Annotated in this window: 16 protein-coding genes and 2 tRNA genes; 15 read left to right on the top strand and 3 right to left on the bottom strand. The window is 69.1% G+C overall.

Annotated elements, in window-relative coordinates; all coding sequences use genetic code 11:
- Positions 1-92 precede the first annotated feature (92 nt).
- Positions 93-1,220: an acyltransferase family protein gene (locus ACWCXC_RS14125; RefSeq protein ID WP_450685884.1), complete on the bottom strand. Its 1,128-nt coding sequence runs from the start codon at positions 1,218-1,220 to the stop codon at positions 93-95.
- A 490-nt stretch (positions 1,221-1,710) separates the two neighbouring features.
- Here ACWCXC_RS14125 and ACWCXC_RS14130 point away from each other — a divergent pair, with 490 nt between their 5' ends.
- A complete protein-coding gene (locus ACWCXC_RS14130) occupies positions 1,711-1,905 on the top strand; it encodes a hypothetical protein (RefSeq protein WP_450680224.1) in 195 nt (64 codons plus the stop codon).
- A gap of 69 nt (positions 1,906-1,974) precedes the next feature.
- On the opposite strand, the gene ACWCXC_RS14135 is transcribed toward ACWCXC_RS14130, so the two are convergent.
- Positions 1,975-2,048: transfer RNA gene (locus tag ACWCXC_RS14135), tRNA-Gly, on the bottom strand.
- A gap of 166 nt (positions 2,049-2,214) precedes the next feature.
- Here ACWCXC_RS14135 and ACWCXC_RS14140 point away from each other — a divergent pair.
- From ACWCXC_RS14140 to clpX, 5 genes are all read left to right on the top strand, one after another.
- Positions 2,215-2,291: transfer RNA gene (locus ACWCXC_RS14140), tRNA-Pro, on the top strand.
- Positions 2,292-2,442: 151 nt separating this feature from the next.
- Positions 2,443-3,819, top strand: a complete 1,377-nt coding sequence (gene tig, locus ACWCXC_RS14145) for a trigger factor (RefSeq protein ID WP_450888855.1) — start codon at positions 2,443-2,445, stop codon at positions 3,817-3,819.
- 264 nt (positions 3,820-4,083) lie between these two features.
- On the top strand, positions 4,084-4,689 hold the full coding sequence (locus ACWCXC_RS14150; RefSeq protein WP_164495234.1) for an ATP-dependent Clp protease proteolytic subunit: 606 nt from the start codon (positions 4,084-4,086) through the stop codon (positions 4,687-4,689).
- A 76-nt stretch (positions 4,690-4,765) separates the two neighbouring features.
- Positions 4,766-5,449, top strand: coding sequence for an ATP-dependent Clp protease proteolytic subunit (locus ACWCXC_RS14155; protein WP_383633374.1), 684 nt, complete (start codon positions 4,766-4,768; stop codon positions 5,447-5,449).
- 157 nt (positions 5,450-5,606) lie between these two features.
- The gene (gene clpX, locus ACWCXC_RS14160) at positions 5,607-6,905 is read left to right on the top strand and encodes an ATP-dependent Clp protease ATP-binding subunit ClpX (protein ID WP_450680222.1); all 1,299 of its coding nucleotides are present in this window, start codon (positions 5,607-5,609) and stop codon (positions 6,903-6,905) included.
- 81 nt (positions 6,906-6,986) lie between these two features.
- On the opposite strand, the gene ACWCXC_RS14165 is transcribed toward clpX, so the two are convergent.
- Positions 6,987-7,997, bottom strand: a complete 1,011-nt coding sequence (locus ACWCXC_RS14165) for a hypothetical protein (protein WP_450680221.1) — start codon at positions 7,995-7,997, stop codon at positions 6,987-6,989.
- A 139-nt stretch (positions 7,998-8,136) separates the two neighbouring features.
- Between ACWCXC_RS14165 and ACWCXC_RS14170 the strand changes: the two genes are divergently transcribed.
- The 9 genes from ACWCXC_RS14170 (at position 8,137) to rodA (ending at position 19,819) form a co-directional block, all read left to right on the top strand.
- Positions 8,137-10,758, top strand: coding sequence for a valine--tRNA ligase (locus ACWCXC_RS14170; RefSeq protein ID WP_450680220.1), 2,622 nt, complete (start codon positions 8,137-8,139; stop codon positions 10,756-10,758).
- 134 nt (positions 10,759-10,892) lie between these two features.
- Positions 10,893-12,419: a bifunctional tetrahydrofolate synthase/dihydrofolate synthase gene (folC, locus tag ACWCXC_RS14175; protein WP_450888859.1), complete on the top strand. Its 1,527-nt coding sequence runs from the start codon at positions 10,893-10,895 to the stop codon at positions 12,417-12,419.
- 5 nt (positions 12,420-12,424) lie between these two features.
- Positions 12,425-12,781, top strand: a complete 357-nt coding sequence (locus ACWCXC_RS14180) for a DUF4233 domain-containing protein (protein WP_450680218.1) — start codon at positions 12,425-12,427, stop codon at positions 12,779-12,781.
- A gap of 74 nt (positions 12,782-12,855) precedes the next feature.
- Positions 12,856-13,269 carry a nucleoside-diphosphate kinase gene (ndk, locus tag ACWCXC_RS14185; RefSeq protein ID WP_450680217.1) on the top strand — a complete coding sequence of 138 codons (414 nt, stop codon included), beginning with the start codon at positions 12,856-12,858 and terminating at the stop codon, positions 13,267-13,269.
- A 293-nt stretch (positions 13,270-13,562) separates the two neighbouring features.
- Entirely contained in the window at positions 13,563-14,582 is a 1,020-nt protein-coding gene (locus ACWCXC_RS14190) for a rod shape-determining protein (protein ID WP_383633355.1), read from the top strand.
- Positions 14,583-14,678: 96 nt separating this feature from the next.
- The gene (gene mreC / locus ACWCXC_RS14195; RefSeq protein ID WP_450680216.1) at positions 14,679-15,719 is read left to right on the top strand and encodes a rod shape-determining protein MreC; all 1,041 of its coding nucleotides are present in this window, start codon (positions 14,679-14,681) and stop codon (positions 15,717-15,719) included.
- Between the two features lie 11 nt (positions 15,720-15,730).
- Positions 15,731-16,396, top strand: coding sequence for a rod shape-determining protein MreD (mreD, locus tag ACWCXC_RS14200; protein WP_383633349.1), 666 nt, complete (start codon positions 15,731-15,733; stop codon positions 16,394-16,396).
- A gap of 67 nt (positions 16,397-16,463) precedes the next feature.
- Complete coding sequence (mrdA, locus tag ACWCXC_RS14205) at positions 16,464-18,629, top strand: penicillin-binding protein 2 (protein WP_450680215.1); 2,166 nt, start codon at positions 16,464-16,466, stop codon at positions 18,627-18,629.
- Positions 18,629-19,819 (top strand): rod shape-determining protein RodA, encoded by a 1,191-nt coding sequence (gene rodA / locus ACWCXC_RS14210; RefSeq protein ID WP_450680214.1) that lies wholly within the window; start codon positions 18,629-18,631, stop codon positions 19,817-19,819. The genes mrdA and rodA overlap by 1 nt, the downstream gene beginning before the upstream one ends.
- The last annotated feature ends 9 nt before the right edge of the window (positions 19,820-19,828 follow it).

The raw sequence follows: 19,828 nt of genomic DNA on the forward strand, positions 1-19,828 counted from the left end.
GCGGCCCCCTGTTATCTACCCCCCCCGGCGGCGCCCCCCCCCGGGGGGGGGCCGGGCGCCGCCGTGTCCGGGTGCCCGGGACGGGCTCGTGCTCAGATCCTGGCGGCGTCCTTGCGGAACGCCCAGTCCATGTCCGGCTCGGTCACGCACCGCAGCACGCGCCGCACCGGAGGCGTGCACATCAGCGTCACCCCGGCCGAGGCGACGACCGTGGCCAGCACCAGGCCGGTCGGGGAGACCAGCCACTCGTTCCGGTCGATGAGGCCGGAGTACTCGGCGCCCTTGACCATGAAGCCGTGCAGCAGATAGCCGCAGATCGTCCCGGCGCCGAGCACCGTGAACCACATGCGGCGGCGCGGCACCCAGGAAAGGAACGCGGCGGTGAGCAGGAGCGCGCAGCCGAACAGCGCGAGCGTCATCACCACGCCGTACCACCACGGGTTGCCCGTGTCCTGGGCGCTGTTGTTCCGCAGGAACCAGTCCAGTTGCATCCGGTGGGCTGCCCAGTACGCGAAGACCACCGCTCCCGCGACCAGCGGCACCGCCAGGATCCGCACCTCGCGGCGGCGCACCAGGCGGAAGTGCTCGGGCGTGAGCTGGAGCCCCAGCACGAAGAACGGCAGGAACTGCAGGACGCGCGGCAGATCGAGATCGTTGCCGATGCTGGGCGCGAACGACGCGAGGCAGGCGATGACCAGGGAGACCGCCAGGGGGTGGCGCAGGCTCCGCCAGATCGGCGTGGTGAGACGCCAGACGAACAGCGCCGCCAGGAACCAGGTGAGGTACCAGGGTTCGGTGAGGCTGATGGGGGCGTCGGCGTCGTCGGCGTACCGCCGGAAGAGCGAGTACGCGGTCTCGAACACCACGTACGGCACGGCCACCCCGGTGACCAGCCGCTTCACCTTGGCCGGACTCATGTCGAACGACCGTGAGAAATAACCCGAGATGATGATGAACGCGGGCATGTGGAAGGTGTACGTCACCATGTACAGCGCGCGGGCGGCCCGGCTCCCGTCCATGACGGGCACCCAGGAGTGCGCCACCGCGACGAGCACGATGGCCAGGTACTTGGCGTTGTCGAAGTAGGCATCCCGCCGTTTCGTCGCGGCGGCCTGATCGGGCCGGTCCGCGGTGGTCGCCGGTGTGTCCGGTCTGGGCTCCGACTCCCGGGTCGCCGATGGGAGCGGGGCCCTCTGAAATGCGTGCGGAGCGTGGAACATCTCAAGCACCCTAGACGTCTCGATTGCAGTGCGTAAAACCGCGTTCGAATATCCCGGCTGCCCGCGAAGATGCCTCTCAAACCGACAACTCGCGCCCGAAATGCCCCTACTTACCCCTCTTAAATGGGGCATTTCACCCACCCTTTATGAGGGTGAATTCCCGTTCGTCGGCGTCTCGGAATTGCATGTGAATAAACCGTGTGGGTACAGAAACGATCACCGTTGCATATGAGGGCCTGTTGGCGGGGGCTCGTCCGGCCGCCCCTCCCCGGGGCCGGCCGGGCCCCGGGGAGGGGCGGCCGGAGCGGTCCCGGCGGCGCGACCGGCGCGCGGGGGGCGCAGGGGGCGCAAGATGGCGTGATATCGACAGGTCGATTCGTCACCCGGCAGCAACCACAGGGCAGTTGGTGGCACCATGGACGGAACGGAGGAGTGCGCGGCCGCACCTCTCCGGGCCGGCAAGGCGGACCGACCGAGGGTGTGAACAGTCGTGGCCATTTCACTGTCCGTGGTGCTTCTTTTGGCGATCATCCTGGTGGTCATGATCCGAAGCGGCTCCATCAAGGGCGGCCCCGCGGTCGTCGCCGTGCTCTTCGGCTTCTTCCTGGCATCGACCGGCATGGCTCCGTCGATCAACAGGTTCATGAACTCGATAGCCGAGACGATCAACCAGATCAGCTTCTGACCCGTCGGTCCGGCCGCGGCCGGGCAGCGCGAAGGGCCCGGTCCGTTCGGACCGGGCCCTTCGCGTCGGTGGAGCGGGCGACGGGAATCGAACCCGCGTAGCTAGTTTGGAAGACTAGGGCTCTACCATTGAGCTACGCCCGCATGCGGTGCACCGCAGGTCGCCGGGACCGCGGTACGGGAAGCATCGTAGCGGGTCGCGGGCGCGTCCCGCACACCCCATCGCGAGCCGCGCGGCGCGGGGCCCGGCGAGCCCGCCGAAACCGGCCGGTGCGCGCCCCTTCTGCATGTACCCTACGTGTCGCACCGACGGGGTGTGGCGCAGCTTGGTAGCGCGTCCGCTTTGGGAGCGGAAGGTCGTCGGTTCGAATCCGGCCACCCCGACCACCGGCAAGATCGCGTTGTGGGAGTCCTCCCCCTTGCCGTTACTATGCAAAATGCGTGCCCGTGTGTCTGATGTACCGGGCTCGGTCGGCGAAGCCGCCTGTGAAGCGGTGGAGCAGAACCCCAAGAAGTCAGCCACCAAGGAGACCGAACCGTGAAGAGCGCCGTGGAGACCCTGAACCCGACCCGGGTTCGGCTCAGCATCGAGGTGCCCTTCGAGGAGCTCAAGGACAGCCTCGACGCGGCGTACAAGAAGATCAACCAGCAGGTCACGGTGAAGGGGTTCCGCAAGGGCAAGATCCCCAACCGGGTCATCGACCAGCGGTTCGGCCGGGGTGCTGTGCTGGAGGAGGCCGTCAACGACGCGCTCCCGAAGTTCTACACCGAGGCCGTCAACGAGGGTGAGCTCAACGTCCTCGGCCAGCCCGAGGTCGACATCACGGAGCTGAAGGACGGCGAGCTGCTGGCCTTCACCGCCGAGGTCGACGTGCGCCCCGAGATCGAGATCCCGGACTACTCCGGCATCGAGGTCACCGTCGACGCCCTCGAGGTCAGCGACGAGGACGTCGAGAAGGCCGTGCAGCAGCTGCGCGAGCGCTTTGCCTCCACCAACCCGGTCGAGCGCGCCGCCGCCGAGGGCGACGTCGTGACGATCGACCTGCAGGCCAAGGTCGACGGAGAGGTGCTGGAGGACGGCGTCGCCGAGGGCGTCTCGTACACCATCGGTTCCGGTGAGCTCCTCGAAGGCATCGACGAGGCCGTGACCGGTCTGGAGGCCGGCGCCGAGGCCACCTTCACCTCCGAGCTGAAGGGCGGCTCCGCCGAGGGCAAGGAGGCCGAGGTCACCGTCAAGGTCACCGCCGTCGCCGCCCGCGAGCTCCCCGAGCTCGACGACGACTTCGCCCAGATGGCCAGCGAGTTCGACACGCTGGAGGAGCTGAAGGCCGACAGCCGCAAGCGCCTGGAGAACACCAAGCAGTACGACCAGGCCACCCAGGCCCAGGAGCGCGTCCTGGAGGAGCTGCTGAAGCTCGCCGAGGTCCCGATCCCGGAGAAGCTGCTCGCGGACGAGATCCAGACCCGCAAGCACAACCTGGAGCACCACCAGCTCGGTCAGATGGGCCTGACCCTCGACAAGTACCTGGAGATCCAGGGCAAGACGCTCGAGGAGTTCGAGGCCGAGACCTCCGAGCAGGCCGTCAAGGGCATCAAGACCCAGTTCATCCTCGACGAGCTGGTCAACAAGGAGAAGCTGAACGTCAACCAGGAGGAGCTCACCGAGCACCTCATGCGGCGTGCCGCCTCCTCCGGCATGAGCCCGGACCAGTTCGCCCAGGCCGTCGTCGAGGGCGGCCAGGTGCCGATGCTCGTCGGCGAGGTCGCCCGCGGCAAGGCGCTCGCCGTGGTCGTCGAGGCCGCCAAGGTCGTCGACACCAACGGTGAGGTCGTCGACCTGGAGGACGACGAGGACGAGACCGCCGAGACGGTCGAGGCCGCCGACGCCCCCGCCGAGGAGAAGACCGGGGCCTGAGCCTCGCTCACCATCCGCCCGACGGGCTCCGGACACCTGGTGTCCGGAGCCCGTCGTCGTATCCCCGCATGCCCCCACAACCCTTGTGCGGACTGCGGACCTTGCGCTCCCAGCGAACAGTTGCGGAAGCGGGATGGCGTTGTCCCACCTGCGCGTTAGGGTCCATGAAGAGGAAGGGTCGGGGAGTCCCGGCCCACCCCGGTACGAAGACGCTGAGACGGCCGGAGCCGTCAGAGACGAGCAGGTGGATACGTGACGAATCTGATGCCCTACGCCGCCGGTGAGCCGTCCCTCGGTGGAGGCCTCGGTGACCAGGTCTACAGCCGACTGCTCGGCGAGCGCATCATCTTCCTCGGTCAGCAGGTCGACGATGACATCGCCAACAAGATCACCGCACAGCTCCTCCTCCTTGCCGCCGAGCCGGAGAAGGACATCTACCTTTACATCAACAGCCCCGGCGGCTCGGTGACGGCCGGCATGGCCGTCTACGACACCATGCAGTACATCCCGAACGACGTGGTCACCATCGGGATGGGCATGGCGGCCTCGATGGGCCAGTTCCTGCTCACCGGCGGCACCGCCGGCAAGCGCTTCGCGCTCCCGAACACCGACATCCTCATGCACCAGGGCTCGGCCGGCATCGGCGGTACGGCCTCGGACATCAAGATCCAGGCCCAGTACCTGCTGCGCACCAAGCAGCGCATGGCGGAGATCACCGCCCGCCACTCCGGCCAGACCGTGGAGACGATCATCCGCGACGGCGACCGCGACCGCTGGTACACCGCGGAGGAGGCCAAGGAGTACGGCCTCATCGACGAGATCATCACGATCGCATCGGGCGTTCCGGGCGGCGGCGGCACCGGCGCCTGATCCGGGCCTCCCGGACAGCGCCCACCGCACCGCGTCTCTCGTACGCCGAGACCCCAGCCCACAGAACGCCACCAGGATGGTGAACACCCACATGAACAACTTCCCCGGCGCCTCCGCGAGCGGCCTCTACACCGGCCCGCAGGTGGACAACCGCTACATCGTGCCCCGCTTCGTGGAGCGGACCTCGCAGGGCGTGCGCGAGTACGACCCGTACGCGAAGCTCTTCGAGGAGCGCGTGATCTTCCTCGGCGTGCAGATCGACGACGCGTCCGCCAACGACGTCATGGCGCAGCTGCTGTGCCTGGAGTCGATGGACCCGGACCGGGACATCTCCATCTACATCAACAGCCCCGGCGGCTCGTTCACCGCGCTCACCGCGATCTACGACACCATGCAGTTCGTGAAGCCGGACATCCAGACGGTCTGCATGGGCCAGGCCGCCTCCGCCGCCGCCGTGCTGCTCGCCGCCGGCACGCCGGGCAAGCGCATGGCGCTGCCCAACGCCCGCGTCCTGATCCACCAGCCGTCCTCGCAGACCGGCCGTGAGCAGCTCTCCGACCTGGAGATCGCGGCCAACGAGATCCTGCGCATGCGGACCCAGCTGGAGGAGCTGCTGGCCAAGCACTCCACCACGCCGATCGAGAAGATCCGCGACGACATCGAGCGCGACAAGATCCTGACGGCGGAGGACTCCCTCGCCTACGGTCTGATCGACCAGATCGTGTCGACCCGCAAGAGCGCGGCCGGAGCGGCCGCCTGACGTCGGCCTTTACCCCTTGGCCCGGTCCGCCCGTCCGGCCCCGGCCGTGTGAACCGTGCCAAGGGGGGCCCGAACGGGGGGCCAGGCAAGGTACCGTCGGATAGAGGCACCAGGAGCCGCTGAACCAGGCGTCTCCCAGGCGAAGGGGAAGCACCTCGTGGCACGCATCGGTGATGGCGGCGACCTGCTCAAGTGCTCGTTCTGCGGAAAGAGCCAGAAGCAGGTGAAGAAGCTCATCGCGGGTCCCGGTGTGTACATCTGCGACGAGTGCATCGATCTCTGCAACGAGATCATCGAGGAGGAGCTCGCGGAGACGAGCGAGGTGCGCTGGGAGGAGCTTCCCAAGCCCCGCGAGATCTACGAGTTCCTGGAGGGGTACGTCGTCGGGCAGGAGCCCGCGAAGAAGGCCCTCTCGGTCGCTGTGTACAACCACTACAAGCGGGTCCAGGCCGGCGAGAACGGCGGCGGTGGGAACCGCGACGACGCGATCGAGCTCGCCAAGTCGAACATCCTGCTGCTGGGCCCCACGGGCTCCGGCAAGACCCTCCTCGCGCAGACGCTGGCCCGGATGCTCAACGTCCCGTTCGCCATCGCCGACGCGACGGCGCTGACGGAGGCCGGCTACGTCGGCGAGGACGTCGAGAACATCCTGCTGAAACTGATCCAGGCCGCCGACTACGACGTCAAGAAGGCCGAGACCGGGATCATCTACATCGACGAGATCGACAAGGTCGCCCGCAAGAGCGAGAACCCGTCGATCACCCGGGACGTCTCCGGCGAGGGCGTCCAGCAGGCCCTCCTCAAGATCCTTGAGGGCACCACCGCCTCCGTCCCGCCGCAGGGCGGCCGGAAGCACCCGCACCAGGAGTTCATCCAGATCGACACGACGAACGTGCTGTTCATCGTGGGCGGCGCCTTTTCCGGCCTGGAGAAGATCATCGAGTCCCGGGCCGGTGCCAAGGGCATCGGCTTCGGCGCCACGATCCGCTCCAAGCGGGAGATCCAGGCGAGCGACCAGTTCCAGGAGGTCATGCCGGAGGACCTGGTGAAGTTCGGGATGATCCCCGAGTTCATCGGCCGCCTTCCCGTCCTGACCTCGGTCCACAACCTGGACCGCGAGGCCCTCCTCCAGATCCTCATCGAGCCGCGCAACGCGCTGGTCAAGCAGTACCAGCGCCTCTTCGAACTCGACGGCGTGGAGCTGGACTTCGAGCGCGAGGCCCTCGAAGCCATCGCCGACCAGGCCATCCTCCGCCAGACCGGCGCCCGCGGCCTGCGCGCGATCATGGAGGAAGTCCTCCAGTCCGTGATGTACGAGGTCCCGTCCCGCAAGGACGTCGCCCGCGTCGTCATCACCGCCGACGTCGTCCGCAACAACGTCAACCCCACCCTGGTCCCGCGCGAACCCCGCACGATCGGCAAGGGCGACGAGGGCCGGCACGAGAAGTCCGCGTAGCGGCCGTTTCCCTCCGTCACGTACGCGAAGGGGCGCCCAGCCGGTTGATCCGGCGGGGCGCCCCTTCGCGTTGCCGCCGGGTCAGATCTTGGTGCGGGAGGTGTTGTAGAGCTTGGCGGTGATGCCGGCGACATCGTCCTGGCTCATGCCCTTGCCGGACATCGACAGCGCCACGTCCACACCGAGCACGGTGCCGACGGTGCTGTAGTCGGCCCAGACGCACACGGGGATCTGGAATTCCTTCGGCCCCTTCGCCATGGTCCCGTCGCCCTCCTTGTTCGTGATCTTGAGGTCCTGGCACTTCATGAGGGCGCCCTTGAAGCCGTCCGGCGTGACGGCCTTGGGGCTGCCGACGAGCTGGACGTCCATCCCGTTCTCGCCCTTCTTGAAGTCCGACTCCGCGTTGTTGAACGCGTTGTCGATGACCTTCGCCGGGTCGGTGACATCGCCCCAGTAACCCGAGAGCGTGATCGACTTCGTGCCCATCGGGTTCGACTCGGATCCCGACTGGTACGCGCTGCCCGCCTTCTGCGGGTCCTTGATGCCGAGCCCTTCGAGCCTGGTCTTCTCCTCGCCGGTCGCCGCACCGGACTCCCCGGAGCTGGGCTGCTTCTTGTAGCCGTCCAGCGTCGCCGCGGGCGTCAGCTTGTACCCCTTCGTGGAGTCCGCGACATCGCTGTTGCTCGCGCCGCCGCCCGAGGTCAGGAAGTACACGCCGCCGGCGATGACCGCCAGGGCGACCACGGTGACGCCGACGACGAGGCCGGTCTTCTTCTTGGGCGCGGCCGGGGGGAAGCCCGGCTGCTGGCCGTAGGCCGGCTGGCCGCCGTACGGGGGCGTGGGGGGCTGCTGGCCGTAGGGGCCGGGCTGCTGGGGCTGGGGGTAGCCGTAGCCCGGCTGCTGCTGCGGGACGCCCTGGGGCGCCTGCTGCGGGTAGCCGTACCCGGGCTGGCCCTGCGGCGGCTGCTGGCCGTACGGGCCGGGCTGCTGCTGGCCGTAGGGGCCGGGCTGGCCCTGCGGGGGACCGCCGTACGGTCCGGGCTGGCCCTGCGGCGGCTGGCCGCCGTACGGGCCCGGCTGGTTGTAGCTCATTGCGGTGTCCCCTGTTCGTGATGCTTACGCGTTCCGAACATCCTGGCGGAAGCTTCGCGCGTGTGGAGCACCGGGAGGTACACCGTTACCGAACAATCCCGTTTCAGTGCACTCCTGTGACGGCTCTAAACTGTGGTGCGTGACCGACAACGCAGCGCACAAGCCAGCCAGCACCCCCGAACTGCCGACCCAGTACACGCCGGCCGCGGTAGAGGGGACGCTGTACGAGCGCTGGGTAGAACGCGGTTACTTCGAGGCGGACGCCAAGAGCGAGAAGCCTCCGTTCACGATCGTCATCCCGCCGCCGAACGTCACCGGCGCCCTGCACTTGGGCCACGCCTTCCAGGTCACGCTCATGGACGCGATCACGCGCCGCAAGCGCATGCAGGGCTTCGAGACCCTCTGGCTGCCCGGCATGGACCACGCGGGCATCGCCACCCAGAACAAGGTCGAGCAGCAGCTCGCCGAGGAGGGCAAGTCCCGGCACGACATCGGCCGGGATGCCTTCGTCGAGAAGACCTGGCAGTGGAAGGAGGAGTACGGCGGCCGGATCCTCGGCCAGCTGCGCCGCCTCGGTGCCGGTCTCGACTGGACGCGTGAGCGCTTCACCATGGACGAGGGCCTCTCCAAGGCCGTCCAGACGATCTTCAAGAACCTGTACGACGACGGCCTGATCTACCGCGCCGAGCGCATCATCAACTGGTGCCCGCGCTGTCTGACCGCGATCTCCGACATCGAGGTCGACTACCAGGACGACGACGGCGAGCTCGTCTCGCTGACGTACGGCGAGGGCGACGAGACCCTCGTCGTCGCGACCACCCGCGTCGAGACGATGCTGGGCGACACCGCGGTCGCCGTCCACCCGGACGACGCCCGCTACGCCCACCTCGTCGGCAAGCGGATCAAGCTGCCGCTGACCGACCGCACCATCCCGGTCGTCGCCGACACCCATGTCGACCCCGAGTTCGGCACCGGCGCCGTCAAGGTGACGCCCGCCCACGATCCGAACGACTTCGCCATCGGCCAGCGCCACGGCCTGGAGATGCTGACGGTCATGGACGAGCGGGCCATCATCACGGTGCCCGGCCCGTTCGAGGGGCTCGACCGCTTCGAGGCCCGCGCCGCCATCGTCGCCGCCATGCGCGAGCAGGGCCGCGTCGTGGCCGAGAAGCGCCCGTACACCCACAGCGTCGGGCACTGCTCGCGCTGCAAGACGACCGTCGAGCCGCGCCTCTCGCTCCAGTGGTGGGTCAAGGTCGAGACGCTCGCCAAGGCCGCCGGTGACGCGGTCCGCGAGGACCGGGTCGCGCTGCACCCCAAGGACATGGAGAAGCGGTACTTCGACTGGGTCGACAACCTCAACGACTGGTGCATCTCGCGCCAGTTGTGGTGGGGCCACCGCATCCCCGTCTGGTACGGCCCCGAGGGCCAGGTCGTCTGCGTCGGTCCCGACGAGCAGCCGCCGAGCGGCGAGGGCTGGACGCAGGACGAGGACGTCCTCGACACCTGGTTCTCCTCCGGGCTGTGGCCCTTCTCCACGCTGGGCTGGCCCGAGCGGACCCCGGACCTGGAGAAGTTCTATCCGACCGACGTCCTGCTCACGGGCCACGACATCATCTTCTTCTGGGTCGTCCGGATGATGATGTTCGGCCTGTACGCGATGGACGGCGAGGTCCCGTTCAAGACGGTCGCGCTGACCGGCCTCGTCCGCGACGAGTTCGGCAAGAAGATGTCGAAGTCGAACCCCAACGCCGTCGACCCGATCGACTGGATGGACGCCTACGGCTCCGACGCGGTCCGCTTCACGCTGGCCAACGGCGCCAACCCCGGCGCCGACGTCCCGATCGGCGAGGACTGGGTCAAGGCATCCCGCAACTTCGCCAACAAGATCTGGAACGCCACCCGCTTCGCGCTGATGAACGGCGCGACGACCGAGGGCGAGCTGCCGCCCGCCGAACAGATGTCGGCGAACGACCGGTGGATCCTCTCCCGGCTCAACACGGTCGTCGCCGAGGCGGACGCGTACTACGAGGACTTCCAGTTCGCCAAGCTGTCCGACGCCCTCTACCACTTCGCGTGGGACGAGGTCTTCGACTGGTACGTCGAGCTGTCCAAGACCACGTTCTTCGCCGGCGGCGAGCCCGCCAAGGTCTCGGCCCGGGTCCTCGGCGAGGTCCTGGACAAGCTGCTGCGGATCCTCCACCCGATCGTCCCCTTCGTCACCGAGACCCTGTGGACCGCGCTCACCGGCCGCGAGTCCGTCGTCGTGGCCGAGTGGCCGAAGGACTCGGGCTTCCGCGACCCCGCGGCCGAGCGGGAGATCGCGCTCGTCCAGCAGCTCGTCACCGAGGTCCGCCGCTTCCGTACCGACCAGGGCCTCCAGCCCGGCCAGAAGGTCCCGGCCGAGCTGACCCTGACCGGGACGCCGCTCGCCCCGCACGAGGCGGCCATCCGCCAGGTGCTGCGCCTCCAGCCGGCCGGCGAGGGCTTCCACGCCACCGCCTCGCTGCCCGTCGCCGGGGCGACCGTCGCGCTGGACCTGTCCGGCACGATCGATGTCGGCGCCGAGCGCAAGCGGCTGACGAAGGACCTGGAGGCGGCGAAGAAGGAGAAGGCGCAGGCCACCGGGAAGCTCGGCAACGAGGCGTTCCTGGCCAAGGCCCCGGACAACGTGGTCGACAAGATCCGCGGCCGGCTCGCCAAGGCCGAGGCCGACATCGAGCGGATCACCGGCCAGCTGGCCGGACTGCCCCAGGGCTGATGTGCTGAGCACGGAGCCCCCGCGCACCCGACCGACCGGGCGCGCGGGGGCTTCGCCGTTCCGGCCGGCGCGGGCCGTGCCGCCGCCCCGGGCGGCTGCGCGCGTTGTCGGTGGCGGTCCGTAGACTGGGGCCCGTGAGTGAGCCCCGCCCTTCCGACGACCGGCACGACGCCTCCGATTCCGACGACGCCTTCGCGGAGATCGTCGGCGAAGCGACCCAGCGCGACCCCGACCTGGCGGTGATCGAGGCCGGGAGCCGTACGCTGCGCGCCGCCTCCGGCCCGCCGCAGGCCGACGAGGTCCCAGCCCGTCCCGCCGACCCGGAGGTGGACAAGGCGCTGCGCGCGGTGGAGCAGGAGCTCGCCGGACGCTGGGGCGAGACCAAGCTGGAGCCGTCCGTGGCGCGGATCGCCGCGCTGATGGACGTGCTCGGCGAGCCCCAGCGCGCCTACCCGTCGATCCACATCACGGGGACCAACGGCAAGACGAGCACCGCCCGCATGATCGAGGCCCTGCTCGGCGCCTTCGATCTGCGCACCGGGAGGTACACCTCCCCGCACGTCCAGTCGATCACCGAGCGGATCAGCCTGGACGGCGCCCCGATGGACCCGGAGCGGTTCATCGCCACCTACGAGGACATCAAGCCGTACGTCGAGATGGTCGACGCGCAGCAGCCCTACCGCCTCTCCTTCTTCGAGGTGCTGACGGGCATGGCGTACGCGGCCTTCGCCGACACCCCGGTCGACGTCGCGGTCGTCGAGGTCGGCATGGGCGGCAGCTGGGACGCGACCAACGTCATCGACGCCGGGGTCGCCGTCGTCACCCCGATCTCCCTGGACCACACCGACCGCCTGGGCTCCACGCCCGGCGAGATCGCGGTGGAGAAGTCCGGGATCATCAAGCAGGGCTCCACGGTCATCCTGGCGCAGCAGCCCGTCGACGCCGCCCAGGTGATGCTGAAGAAGGCCGTCGGGGCCGACGCCACCGTGGCCCGCGAGGGCATGGAGTTCGGCGTCGTCTCCCGGGAGGTCGCGGTCGGCGGCCAGTTGCTGACGCTGCGCGGTCTCGGCGGCGAGTACGACACGGTCTTCCTCCCGCTGTACGGCGCCCACCAGGCGCACAACGCGGCGGTGGCCCTGGCGGCCGTCGAGGCGTTCTTCGGCGTCGGCGCCGAGCGGCCCGGCGCGCTGGACGCCGACATCGTCCGCCGCGCCTTCGCCTCGGTGGTCTCGCCGGGCCGTCTGGAGGTGGTCCGCTCCAGCCCCACGGTGATCCTCGACGCCGCGCACAATCCGGCCGGCGCCCGCGCCACCGCCGAGGGACTGTCCGAGGCCTTCGGCTTCTCCCGGCTGATCGGCGTGGTCGGCGCCAGCGGCGACAAGGACGTCCGGGGGCTCCTGGAGGCCTTCGAGCCGATCTTCGCCGAGATCGTCGTCACGCAGAACTCCACCGAGCGCGCGATGGACGCGGACGCCCTGGCGGCCGTGGCCGTCGAGGTCTTCGGCGACGAGCGGGTCCAGGTCGAGCCACGGCTCGACGACGCGCTGGAGGCGGCGATCACCCTCGCCGAGGAGGAGGACGAGTACGCGGGCGCCGGGGTGCTGGTGACCGGTTCCGTGATCACGGTCGGCGAGGCCCGGCTGCTTCTGGGAAGGCGCTGACCCGAGTGCGTACGCTCTGTGCTTCGACCCTGATCGGTGAATTCTTCGTCATCGGCTTCGCCGGACTCGTCGCGATGAAGTCCGACGACCTGACGTCCGCCACGGTCTGGACGGTCTGCGGCGTCGGCATGCTGCTCTCCGTGCTGCTGTGCGGGATGATCACCCGCCCGGGCGGCGTGCAGCTGGGCTGGGTGCTCCAGGCCGCGCTGGTCGCCAGCGGATTCGTGGTTCCGATGATGTTCATCCTGGGTCTGGCCTTCGGCGGCCTGTGGTGGGCCTCGGTGCACTACGGTCGCAGGATCGACGAGGCCAAGGCCCGCTGGGCCGCCCAGGAGGAGGCTCAGGCTGCCACCGGCGGCTGAGCCCGGCGCTCCGCCCGCCGGCCGCCCCCTGTAATCTCGCCTCACCGCACCCGTATGCCTGCAAGGAGCCGCACATGACCCAGCGCACCCTCGTTCTTCTCAAGCCCGACGCCGTCCGTCGCGGTCTGGTCGGCGAGATCGTCGGCCGCATCGAGCGCAAGGCCGGCTGGAAGATCACGGCGCTGGAGCTGCGTACCCTCGACCGTGCCACGCTGGAGCAGCACTACGCCGAGCACGTCGGCCGCCCGTTCTACGAGCCGCTGGTCGAGTTCATGCTGTCCGGCCCCATCGTCGCGCTGGTGGCCGAGGGCGAGCGGATCATCGAGGGCGTCCGCGCCCTGGCCGGCCCGACCGACCCGATCGCCGCCGCGCCCGGATCGATCCGCGGCGACTTCGGCACGATCACCCGGGAGAACCTCATCCACGCCTCGGACTCCGAGGAGTCCGCGGAGCGGGAAATGAAGCTGTTCTTTCCCGGTCTCTCCTGATTGCGGATCAGCCGAACAGCGCTCATGACCTGGGGCGACCGAATTAATTCGGTCGCCCTTCGGCATAGGGTCCCGGATCGCGGGAACGCATCCCCTCGACGTAACGTCACCATGAGTGGAACGGCCACCCGTTCTGCCCAGCATGGCGAAGGGCCCTCGCGCTGTGTCGGTGTTTCCGGCACTACGATGGAAGCTTCCACGCCCGCAGCGCTCATCTCGCCTACCAAAACAAGCCATCATCGCTTTCGCTTGGGAAGGCCCGACGCATCCTCATGGGGAACAAGGGGAACTCAATGTCGTTCATCGGCCGTGACATGGCTATCGACCTCGGGACTGCCAACACGCTGGTGTACGTCAGGGGGCGCGGCATCGTCCTGAACGAGCCGTCCGTCGTGGCCATCAACACCAACACCGGCGGCATTCTCGCGGTCGGTTCCGAGGCCAAGAAGATGATCGGCCGTACGCCGGGCAACATCGTCGCCGTACGGCCCCTGAAGGACGGCGTGATCGCCGACTTCGAAATCACCGAGCGGATGCTCCGCTACTTCATCCTGAAGATCCACAAGCGGCGCTACCTGGCCCGCCCCCGGGTCGTGGTCTGTGTGCCCTCCGGCATCACCGGGGTGGAGCGGCGCGCCGTCATCGAGGCGTCGACCCAGGCCGGCGCCCGCCAGGTCCACATCATCGAGGAGCCGATGGCGGCCGCGATCGGCTCGGGTCTGCCGGTCCACGAGGCCACCGGCAACATGGTGGTGGACATCGGCGGCGGCACCACCGAGGTCGCGGTCATCTCGCTCGGCGGAATCGTCACTGCCCAGTCGATCCGCGTGGCCGGTGACGAACTGGACAACGCGATCATCCAGCACATCAAGAAGGAGTACTCGCTCCTGCTCGGTGAGCGGACCGCCGAACAGATCAAGATCACCATCGGTTCGGCCTACGACCTGGAGAAGGACGAGCACACCGAGATCCGCGGCCGCGACCTGGTCTCCGGGCTGCCCAAGACCGTGGTCATCTCCGCCACCGAGGTCCGCAAGGCCATCGAGGAGCCGGTCAACGCGATCGTCGACGCGGTCAAGACGACGCTGGACAAGTGCCCGCCGGAGCTGTCCGGCGACGTCATGGACCGGGGCATCGTCCTGACCGGCGGCGGCGCGCTGCTGCGCGGCCTGGACGAGCGGCTCCGCCACGAGACGGGCATGCCGATCCACATCGCCGAGGACCCGCTGGACTCCGTGGCCCTCGGATCCGGCAAGTGCGTCGAGGAGTTCGAGGCGCTCCAGCAGGTGCTGGACGCCCAGCCCCGCCGCTAGAACACCACGCCCTCCGCGCGGACGCTGCCGCTCCGCGCGGAGGATCGTTGATATACAGGCACGAACATTCCTACGAGGAAGGCACGGCCGCCGCACGTGAGGGACACACGAGAGAGCCGGCTGCTCCTGGTGCTGCTGATCGCCATCGCATTCGCTTTGATCACGGTGGACATCCGCGGCGGCGAGGCGTCACCGGTGGACGGCGCCCGGCAGGCCGCCGCGACGGTCTTCGGACCGGTGGAGAACGGTGTGGCGGCGGCGGTGGACCCGGTGGGCAACGCCATAGGGGCCGTCCGCGCCTCCGGCAGCCGCCACGACAAGATCGCCGAGCTGGAGAAGCAGAACGCCGCGCTCAAGGCCGAGCTGGGCAGCGACGACCGCAACCGCAACCGGGTGCGCGAGCTCGACAAGATGCTGAAGAAGTCGGCCGCCGGCCAGTACGGCATCAAGGCCGCCGAGGTCATCGCCATAGGAGCGGCCCAGGGCTTCTCCTGGACGGTCACCATCGACGCCGGCACCAAGGACGGCGTCAAGCGCGACATGACCGTGCTGAACGGGGACGGACTCGTCGGCCGCGTCACCACCGTCGGCCCCGACACCGCCACGGTGCTGCTGGCCAACGACCCCGACTTCACCGTCGGCACCCGCATGGAGTCCACCGACGAACTCGGCTTCGCCACCGGCCAGGGCTCCCGCCCGCTCTCCGTCCAGTTCCTGAACGGCAAGGCCAAGGTCAAGAAGGGCGACCGGCTCGTCACCTTCGGCTCCAGCAAGGACAAGCCCTTCGTGCCGGGTGTCCCGGTCGGCGAGGTCGTCCGGGTCGACCCGTCCGGCGGCGACCTGACCCGTACCGTCTACGTCCGTCCGTACGTCGGCTTCACCAAGCTCGACATCGTCGGCATCGTCGTCCAGGCCCCGCGCGAGGACCCCCGCGACATGGTCCTGCCGAAGAAGCCGAAGGCCCCGGCCAAGCCGAAGCCCACCCCCACGGTCACCGTCACCATCTCGCCCAACGGCGACATCGTCGACACCGAGGGCAACGTGGTCGGCAACATCCACCAGAGCCCATCCGCGAGCCCGGATCCCAGCGGGAACGCCACACCGAACGCCGGCAACGCGGTCAACGAACAGAGGTAGAGCTGATCCCCATGCGCCTCCACCGGACTCTGCTCTCCGTCCTCCTGGTCGTGATCGCCCTGGTCGTCCAGGTCTCCGTCCTGGCCAGGCTCCAGCTCCCCGGCGCCGTCCCGGACCTGCTGCTCATGGTCGTGGTCGGACTGGCCCTCGTCTACGGGCACGTCAGCGGCGCCCTGATCGGCTTCGGTGCCGGGCTCCTCGCGGACCTGGCACCCCCGGCCGACCACGCCGCCGGGCGCTACGCCCTGGTCCTCTGCGTGATCGGCTATCTCGCCGGACTGGCCAGGCCCGAGAACGGGCAGCTCAGGTCGGCCTTCGTGCCGATGGCCGTGGTCGTCGCCTCGGCGATCGGCTCGACGCTGCTGTACGCGGGCGTCGGCGCCCTCGTCGGCGACACGGCCGCCCGCCATGTGGGCCTGGGCAGCCTGCTGTTCACCGCCGCCGTGTACGACCTGCTGCTCGCCCCGTTCACCGTTCCGCTGATCATGGCGATGGCCAGACGCACGGTGCACGATCCGCTCACCGAGTCCTCCTCCGGCCGCGGGGACGCCGCCGCGGGCTGGCTCGCCGCCGGTTCCGGTCTGCGGATCGGCAGCCAGCGCGGCGGACTGCGCGTGAAGGCCGCCCGCAACCGGGCCGCCCGCGCCGGACGCATCAAGGGAGTCAAGCGACTGTGAGGCCGCACCAGCCCGGGGCCGCCCGCACCGCGGCCCCGACCAGCCCGACCACCACCGGGGGCGCCCCGTGACCAACATCCCCGAGACGGGCCGGACCCAGCGGGTCCAGATCCGCCTCGTCGTCATCCAGGTCCTCGTCTTCTCGCTGCTGCTCACCCTGGGCGGCCGGCTCTGGTACCTCCAGATCCGCAACGGCCAGGAGTACTCCGACGAGGCCAAGAACAACCACGTCCAGCAGGTCGTCCAGCCCGCCGCGCGCGGCTCCATCCTCGACGCGCGCGGGGTGCCGCTCGCCGACAACGAGACCCGGCTCGTGGTCTCCGCCAGCCGCACCGAGCTGCTGAAGATGGACGACGACGGCAAGGGCGTCCTGACCCGGCTGGCCGGCGTCCTCGGCATGAAGCCCAAGGAGGTCCTCGACAAGGTCCGCCTGTGCGACGCGAAGACCCCGCAGCCCTGCTGGAACGGCTCGCCCTACCAGCCGATCCCGGTCACCGACGAGGCCACCACCCAGCAGGCCCTGACGATCCGCGAACGCGCCGAGGACTTCCCCGGCATCACCGCCGAACCCACCGCCGTCCGCCGCTACGCCGCCCCCGGCAAGGCCAACACCGCCCAGGTCCTCGGCTACCTCTCGCCCGTCACCGACGAGGAGATCACCAAGGCCCAGGACACCGACTCGCCGTACCTGCGCTCCGACATGGTCGGACGCTCCGGCCTGGAGCGCACGTACGACAAGGAGCTGCGCGGCAAGGCGGGCGTCACCCGCTACGAGGTCGACAACCTCGGCCGGGTCATCGGCCACGCCAAGAACGACGAGGCGGAGGCCGGCTCCAGTGTGATCACCTCGATCGACGCCCGGGTCCAGGCCGTCGCCGAGTACGAGCTGAACCAGGCGATGAAGATCGCCCGCACCGAGTTCGACAACAACACCGGTGAGAACTACAAGGCCGACTCCGGCGCCGTCGTCGTCATGGAGGCCAAGACCGGCCGCGTCGTCTCCATGGCCTCGCTGCCCAACTACGACCCCAACGCCTGGGTCGGCGGCATCTCCGCCAAGGACTACGCCAAGCTGACCGGGAAGAACTCCAACTTCCCGCTGCTCAACCGGGCCATCCAGGGCCAGGCCGCACCCGGCTCCATCTTCAAGGTCATCTCCTCGACCGCCGCCGTCAACGCCGGATACCCCTTCGACGGGCACTACCCCTGCCCCAGCTCGTACTCCATCGGCGGCCAGACCTTCAAGAACTTCGAGTCCCAGGGCTACGGCGACATCACCATCGGCCGCGCCCTGGAGGTCTCCTGCGACACCGTCTACTACGGCCTCGCCCACCAGGAGTGGCAGAAGGACGGCGGGAACAGCCCGAAGAAGAACCCGAAGGACTGGTTCTACAAGACCGCCCACCAGTTCGGCCTCGGCAAGGAGACCGGCATCGACCTCCCCAACGAGGTCAGCGGCCGGGTCCCGGACCGCGAGTGGAAGAAGAAGTTCGCCGCCGCCAACCACGACGCCTGGTGCAAGCAGGGCAAGAAGGACGGCACGTACGTCGAGAAGATCGCCTACGAGAACTGCCTCGAAGGCGACAAGATGCGCGCCGGTGACTCCGTCAACTACTCGATCGGCCAGGGCGACACCCTCGTCACCCCGATCCAGATGGCCACGATCTACGCGGCCATCTCCAACGGCGGCACCCTCTACGACCCCACCGTCGGCAAGGCGATCGTCAGCGGCGACGGCAAGACCGTCCAGGAGATCGCGCCCAAGTCGCACGGGAAGCTGCCGTTCACCAAGAAGACGCGCGACGAGATAGACGAAGCCCTCGCGGGTGTCGCGACCCGCGGCTCCGCCGCCTGGCGATTCGGCGGCTGGCCGCAGGACAAGATCCCGATGCACGCCAAGACGGGTACCGCGGAGGTCTACGGCAAGCAGACGACCTCGTGGTTCGCCACGTACACCAAGGACTACTCGATCGTCATGACGATCTCCCAGGGCGGTACGGGGTCCGGCGCGTCCGGCCCCGCCGTCCGCAACATCTACAACGCGCTCTACGGCCTCGACGCCTCGGGCAAGCAGGACCTCAAGAAGGCCCTCCTGCCGACGCCCCAGAAGTCCCTGCCGAAGATCCAGACCGACGGCACCATCGACGCCCCGACGATCAAGCCGTACAACCCCGACTCGCAGAAGCCGCAGGGCGAGCAGACGCTCGCCGCGGTGCTCGGGAGGCGTGACTGATGGCCGGGTTCTCCGTCCCGCGCTACGGCCCGGAGCGCTCCGGCTGGGGCCGGCTCATGGCACGCGACTCCGTCGTGCGCCGGCTGGACTGGCCCCTGCTCGGCTCGGCGATCGCGCTCTCGTTCATCGGCTCGCTGCTCGTCTGGTCGGCGACCCGGGGACGCGACTCGCTCACCCACGGCGATCCGTACTACTTCCTCCTCCGCCACGCCCTCAACACCGGCATCGGCTTCGCGCTGATGGCCGGGACGATCTGGCTCGGCCACCGCACCCTGCGCGGGGCCGTCCCGATCCTCTACGGGCTCTCCGTGGTGCTCGTCCTGGCGGTGCTCACCCCGCTGGGCGCCACCGTCAACGGCGCGCACGCCTGGATCCTGCTGCCGGGAGGTTTCTCCCTCCAGCCCTCCGAGTTCACCAAGATCACGATCATTCTCGGGATGGCGATGCTGCTCGCCGCCCGGGTGGACGCCGGCGACCAGGTCCACCCCGACCACCGGACCGTCGCCAAGGCCCTCGGGCTGGCCGCCGTCCCCATGGTGATCGTCATGGGCATGCCCGACCTCGGCTCGGTCATGGTCATGGTCGTCATCGTGCTCGGCGTCCTGCTGGCCTCCGGCGCCTCCAACCGCTGGGTCTTCGGCCTCCTCGGCGCGGGCGTCGCCGGCGGCGTCGCCATCTGGCAGCTCGGACTGCTCGACGACTACCAGATCGCCCGCTTCGCCGCCTTCGCCAACCCGGCGCTCGACCCGGCCGGTGTCGGCTACAACACCAACCAGGCCCGGATCGCCATCGGCTCCGGCGGACTGTCCGGCACGGGCCTCTTCCACGGCACCCAGACCACCGGCCAGTTCGTCCCCGAACAGCAGACCGACTTCGTCTTCACCGTCGCCGGTGAGGAACTCGGCTTCCTCGGCGCCGGACTCATCCTGGTCCTCCTCGGCGTCGTGCTCTGGCGCGCCTGCCGCATCGCCCGCGAGACCACCGAGCTGTACGGCACGGTCGTCGCCGCCGGGATCATCGCCTGGTTCGCCTTCCAGTCCTTCGAGAACATCGGCATGACGCTCGGCATCATGCCGGTCGCCGGACTGCCGCTGCCCTTCGTCTCCTACGGCGGTTCCTCGATGTTCGCCGTCTGGGTGGCCATCGGGCTCCTCCAGTCGATCCGGGTGCAACGGCCGATAACGGCCTGAGCGGTTTCC

The sequence above is a fragment of the Streptomyces sp. NPDC001515 genome, from assembly GCF_053597115.1.